The organism is Mesorhizobium sp. P5_C1, assembly GCF_054049815.1.
On record NZ_JBFULQ010000456.1, the window covers coordinates 1 to 4,427 of the forward strand.

A 4,427-nucleotide genomic window follows, 5' to 3' on the forward strand; every position below is an offset into this window, starting at 1 on the left:
GATGCGGCCCGCACAGCAATTGCCGGACTGAACCAGACCGAGCGCCAGACGCTCGTCGCCAGCTTCGTCACCAACAATGCCGGCGGGTATCCCTTCGTGGATGCCAGCAAGTTGACCTACCAGGCCAACGACAGCACGGCCGACGGAAGCCAGTTCGTGGTGTCCATCCAGTACGATGCCCGCAACCTGCCGATCTGGAATCTCTTCCCGGGCATCGCCATGCCGGGAAGTACGATCAAGCGCCAGTCAACGATAAGGGTCGGGGGCATCTGAATGCTGCTGCGGGCTTGCGATGCGATCGGCCGGCTCGCCCGATTGATGCTGGCCGACAGACAGGCGAACATCGCCGTCATGACCGCGTTGAGCGCGCCGGTCGCGCTGGCGCTGGCTGCGGTGGCAATCGACGAAGCCTCGATCTATACCGAGCGCCGCGAAGCCCAGGCAATGGTGGACCTTGCTGCGATCACCGCTGCCTCGAACATCACCAAAGTCGACACCGCTGTCGTGACCACGCTGACCGACAACGGCATGCCGGGCGTGGTCGTTCAAGGCTCGGGACAGACGATCGCGCCGGCCGTCGGCAAAACCGTCGTGTCGGTCACGCCCGGCCGCTACGCGGCATCAACCGCCAATGTCAGCCAACGCTTCCAGTCCGGCGTAACGCCCTACAATGCCGTCCGTGTCACCCTGAAGAAGATCCCTGCCCGCTATTTCGCGAGTTCGCTGCTCCCCACTCCCGTCATCGGCACCGAGGCCACCGCCAGCATGACGCCGCAGGCGACGTTCTCGGTCGGGTCGAGGTTGCTCAGCGTCGATGGCGGCATTCTCAACGCGCTGCTCAGTGGACTTCTCGGCGGCAACATCTCGCTCAGCGTCATGGACTACAACGGGTTGATCTCGGCCGATGTCAGCGTGCTCTCGTTCATAGACGGTCTTGCCACACAATTGAGCCTGACCGGCGTCACCTATTCGGACGTGCTGGCATCGAATGCGACTGTCGGCCAGATCGCCACCGCCATGGCCAACGTGCCCGGGCTTGGCAACACGGCCAAGCTGGCGCTGCAGACCATCGCCTCGAAATCGACCAGCACGGGCAAGATCCCGCTCAACAAGCTTGTCGATCTCGGTTCAGTCGGCAGCTTGGCTCTCGGGCAAAGACCAACCGGCCTTGGGCTAGACACCAACGCCATGGGCATGCTGACCGCTGCCGCCGTACTGGCCAACGGCACCAACCAGGCCCAGGTCAATCTTGGCGCCACCGTACCCGGGCTTCTGTCCACGGCGCTTACCATTGCCATTGGCGAGCCGATGCAATCTTCGCCATGGCTGGCGGTCGATGGCATCGGAACCGTGGTGYGCACCGCCCAGACGCGCATCAAACTGGTTGCCAGCGTCGGTGTCGGCACGCCCGGTCTCGGCGGCGGTATCAGCCTGCTGGCCGTCAATCTGCCGCTCAATGTGGAAGTCGCCTATGCCGAAGCCAAACTGACCGACATCACCTGTCCGACCGGGCCTTCCAGCATCAATGTTTCCATCGCCGCGCACCCGGGTATCGCCTCGCTGCATCTGGCCAACAGCAACAGTTCAGGCTTCGGCGATTTCAGTCAGCCGCAGACGTTCACCGACGCGGAGATCGCGGATGTGAGCCTCCATATGCTGCTGATCAACATTCCGCTGATACAGGTGATGGGTTCCGCCGCCACCGCGATCACCAACAATAGCCCGACGACGTTGAASTTCAAYGCGACCGACATCGCCAACAAGACGGTCAAGACCGTTTCGACGCGCAACATATCGCAGTCGCTGACCACATCGCTGGTCGGCAACCTGTCGCTTTCGGTCAATGCGCTTGGTCTCGGAATCGATCTGACCGCACTGCTCGCAACGGTGAAGCCGGCAGTCATGGCCGTGCTGAACGGCGTAACGGCGCCGGTCGACGACCTGCTCTACAACGTGCTTTCGGCGCTCGGTATCGGCGTCGGCCAGGCCGATGTGCGTGTCACCGGTGCGACCTGCGGGCGCGCGGTTCTCGTTCAATAAGGCATCAGCAGCCCAAGCGGGATCACCTTCCTCGCAAGCGGCGGCCGAAGCACTGAATCAGTCGAGCTGACCAAGGAAACAGCCAAGCGCCGGCAGCGAGATCTGGCTCTCTTCAACAACCCCGCGGCCACCATCAATAGCCACGACAGCTCCTGTATCCGGCGGCAACGGCCAATTCGCCGGCTCCTCGGCGAAGTTGAAGACACAGAGAAGTTTCTCACCGCCGTCTTCGCGGATGAAGGCGAGAATTTCGCCGTCCGCATCGAAAAACTGGATCGAACCGCCGACCAGCGCCGGATGCCCCCTGCGCAAGGCGAGCATGGTCCGATAGAAGGCGAGCACCGAGGCGGTGTCGGCGTTCTGGACGTCGACCGCGCGGTCGCGATGGCTGGCCGGTATCGGCAGCCACGGTTTACCGGTGGAGAAGCCCGCATTGTCGGCACCGGCCTCCCAGACCATCGGCGTGCGACAGCCGTCCCTGCCCTTGACGCCCGGCCAGAAGCGGATGCCAACGGGATCGCGCAGATCCTCGAAGGCGAGTTCCGCCTCCTCCAGGCCGAGTTCCTCGCCCTCGTAGAGACAGATCGATCCGCGCAGGCAGGAGAGCAGCATGATCGAGAACCTTGCGACCGTATCGGGATCGCTGTCGGGCCTCGTCCAGCGGGTGACGTGGCGCACCACGTCATGGTTGGAAAACGCCCAGCAGACCCAGCCGTCGGACACCGCCGCCTCGAAGGCTTCGACACAGCCCCGCACATGCGCCGCCGAGAATTGTGGGCCAAGCAGGTCAAAGGTGTAACACATATGGAGCTTGTCGCCGCCGGTGGTGTAGGCGGCGAGCGTCTGCAAAGAGCGGCCTTCATCGCCGATCTCGCCGACGGCGGCGCGGTCGTCATACTCGTCGAGCAGCGCCCTGAAGCGCTTGAGGAACGCCAGGTTTTCCGGCTGCGTCTTGTCGAACAGATGTTCCTGGTAGAGGTAGGTGTTGGTCTCGCTGTTGGTGCCGGCGACGCTTGACGCCAAGGGTGGATTGCTGCGCAGCCAGCGGTCGTGGACATAGTAGTTGACCGTGTCGAGCCGAAAGCCGTCGACGCCACGCTCCAGCCAGAACCGTACCGTTTCCAGAAGCGCGTCGTGGACCTCCGGATTGTGGAAATTCAAATCCGGCTGAGAAGCGAGAAAATTGTGCATGTAGTACTGCCGGCGGGTCGAATCCCACTCCCAGGCCGGGCCACCGAAGACGGAGAGCCAGTTGTTGGGCGCGCCGCCATCGGGCATGGTATCGGCCCAGACATACCAGTCGGCCTTGGGGTTGTCGCGGCTGGAGCGGCTTTCGACGAACCATTCGTGCTTGTCGGATGAGTGCGACAATACCTGGTCGATGATGACTTTCAGGCCGAGCCGATGCGCCTCGGCGACCAGCGCATCGAAATCCTCCATGCCACCGAACATCGGATCGACGGCGCAATAGTCCGACACGTCGTAGCCCATGTCAGCCATCGGTGACTTGAAGAAGGGCGACAGCCAGATGGCGTCGACACCAAGGGAGGYGACATGCTCCAGGCGGTTGGCGATGCCGCGCAGATCGCCGCTGCCGTCGCCGGTCGTATCCTGGAAGGAGCGCGGATAGATCTGATAGATGACGCAGCCACGCCACCATCCGATCCGGTCACCTGCCGCCATTGCGCTTCTCCCCTGTGCCGGCCTGTGCAGCTGCGCGTTCGATCATGAAGATCACCGACCGCCCCGATACCGGCCGCTCGATGTCGGCCGCCTCAGCCGTTTCAATGGCCGGCTCCCAGAAAAATCCCTCGCGAGGCGGCAGGGTGAAAATGCAGGCCCGGCGGTCGCCGTTGATCAGCACCGCAAGACGGCGTTCGTCATCGCTGTCGCCGCCCAGAATCATGACCAGGCGGTGCCGCTGCGGGTCCTGCCAGCTTTGTTGGTCGAGCGGCGCGCCTGTTTCGGTCAGCCATGCGACGTCCGCTATGTCGGAATTTCCTGGTGGCCGGCCCGTGAGAAAGCGCGTGTCGGAGAGTGCCGGCACCGCTCGGCGCAGCGTCGAAAGCAGGACCGTGTAATGCTCCAGCGCCTGGTCGCGCCCGGCCCAGTCGAGCCAGGTGATCGCGTTGTCCTGCGCATAGGCATTGTTGTTGCCCTGCTGGCTGCGGCCGAATTCGTCGCCGGCCGTCAGCATGATGGTGCCGCGCGAGGCAAACAAGGTGGCGAGCAGCGCGTGCTGATCGTTGAGGCGCGCCGTAGCTACGGCCGGCTTGTCCGCATCGCCTTCCACGCCGTTGTTCCAGGACAGGTTTTCATTGTGGCCGTCGCGGTTCTGCTCGCCATTGGCCTGGTTGTGCTTGCGCTCGTAGCGCACGATGTCGGTC

The 4,427-nt window shown here is 63.4% G+C and carries 2 protein-coding genes and 2 pseudogenes; 2 read left to right on the top strand and 2 right to left on the bottom strand.

What is annotated here, in order from left to right; genetic code table 11:
• Positions 1-273, top strand: a pseudogene (locus ACXJ7R_RS25670) (pilus assembly protein); the annotation flags it as partial.
• A complete protein-coding gene (locus ACXJ7R_RS25675) occupies positions 274-2,040 on the top strand; it encodes a hypothetical protein (RefSeq protein WP_457154276.1) in 1,767 nt (588 codons plus the stop codon).
• Between the two features lie 57 nt (positions 2,041-2,097).
• Here the strand turns inward: ACXJ7R_RS25675 and bglA are convergent, their stop codons facing one another.
• Together bglA and ACXJ7R_RS25685 are read right to left on the bottom strand one after the other, a co-directional pair.
• Positions 2,098-3,723: a beta-galactosidase BglA gene (gene bglA / locus ACXJ7R_RS25680; RefSeq protein ID WP_457154277.1), complete on the bottom strand. Its 1,626-nt coding sequence runs from the start codon at positions 3,721-3,723 to the stop codon at positions 2,098-2,100.
• A pseudogene (locus ACXJ7R_RS25685) lies at positions 3,710-4,427 on the bottom strand (glycogen debranching protein GlgX); the annotation flags it as partial. The pseudogene ACXJ7R_RS25685 and the gene bglA, both read right to left, overlap by 14 nt.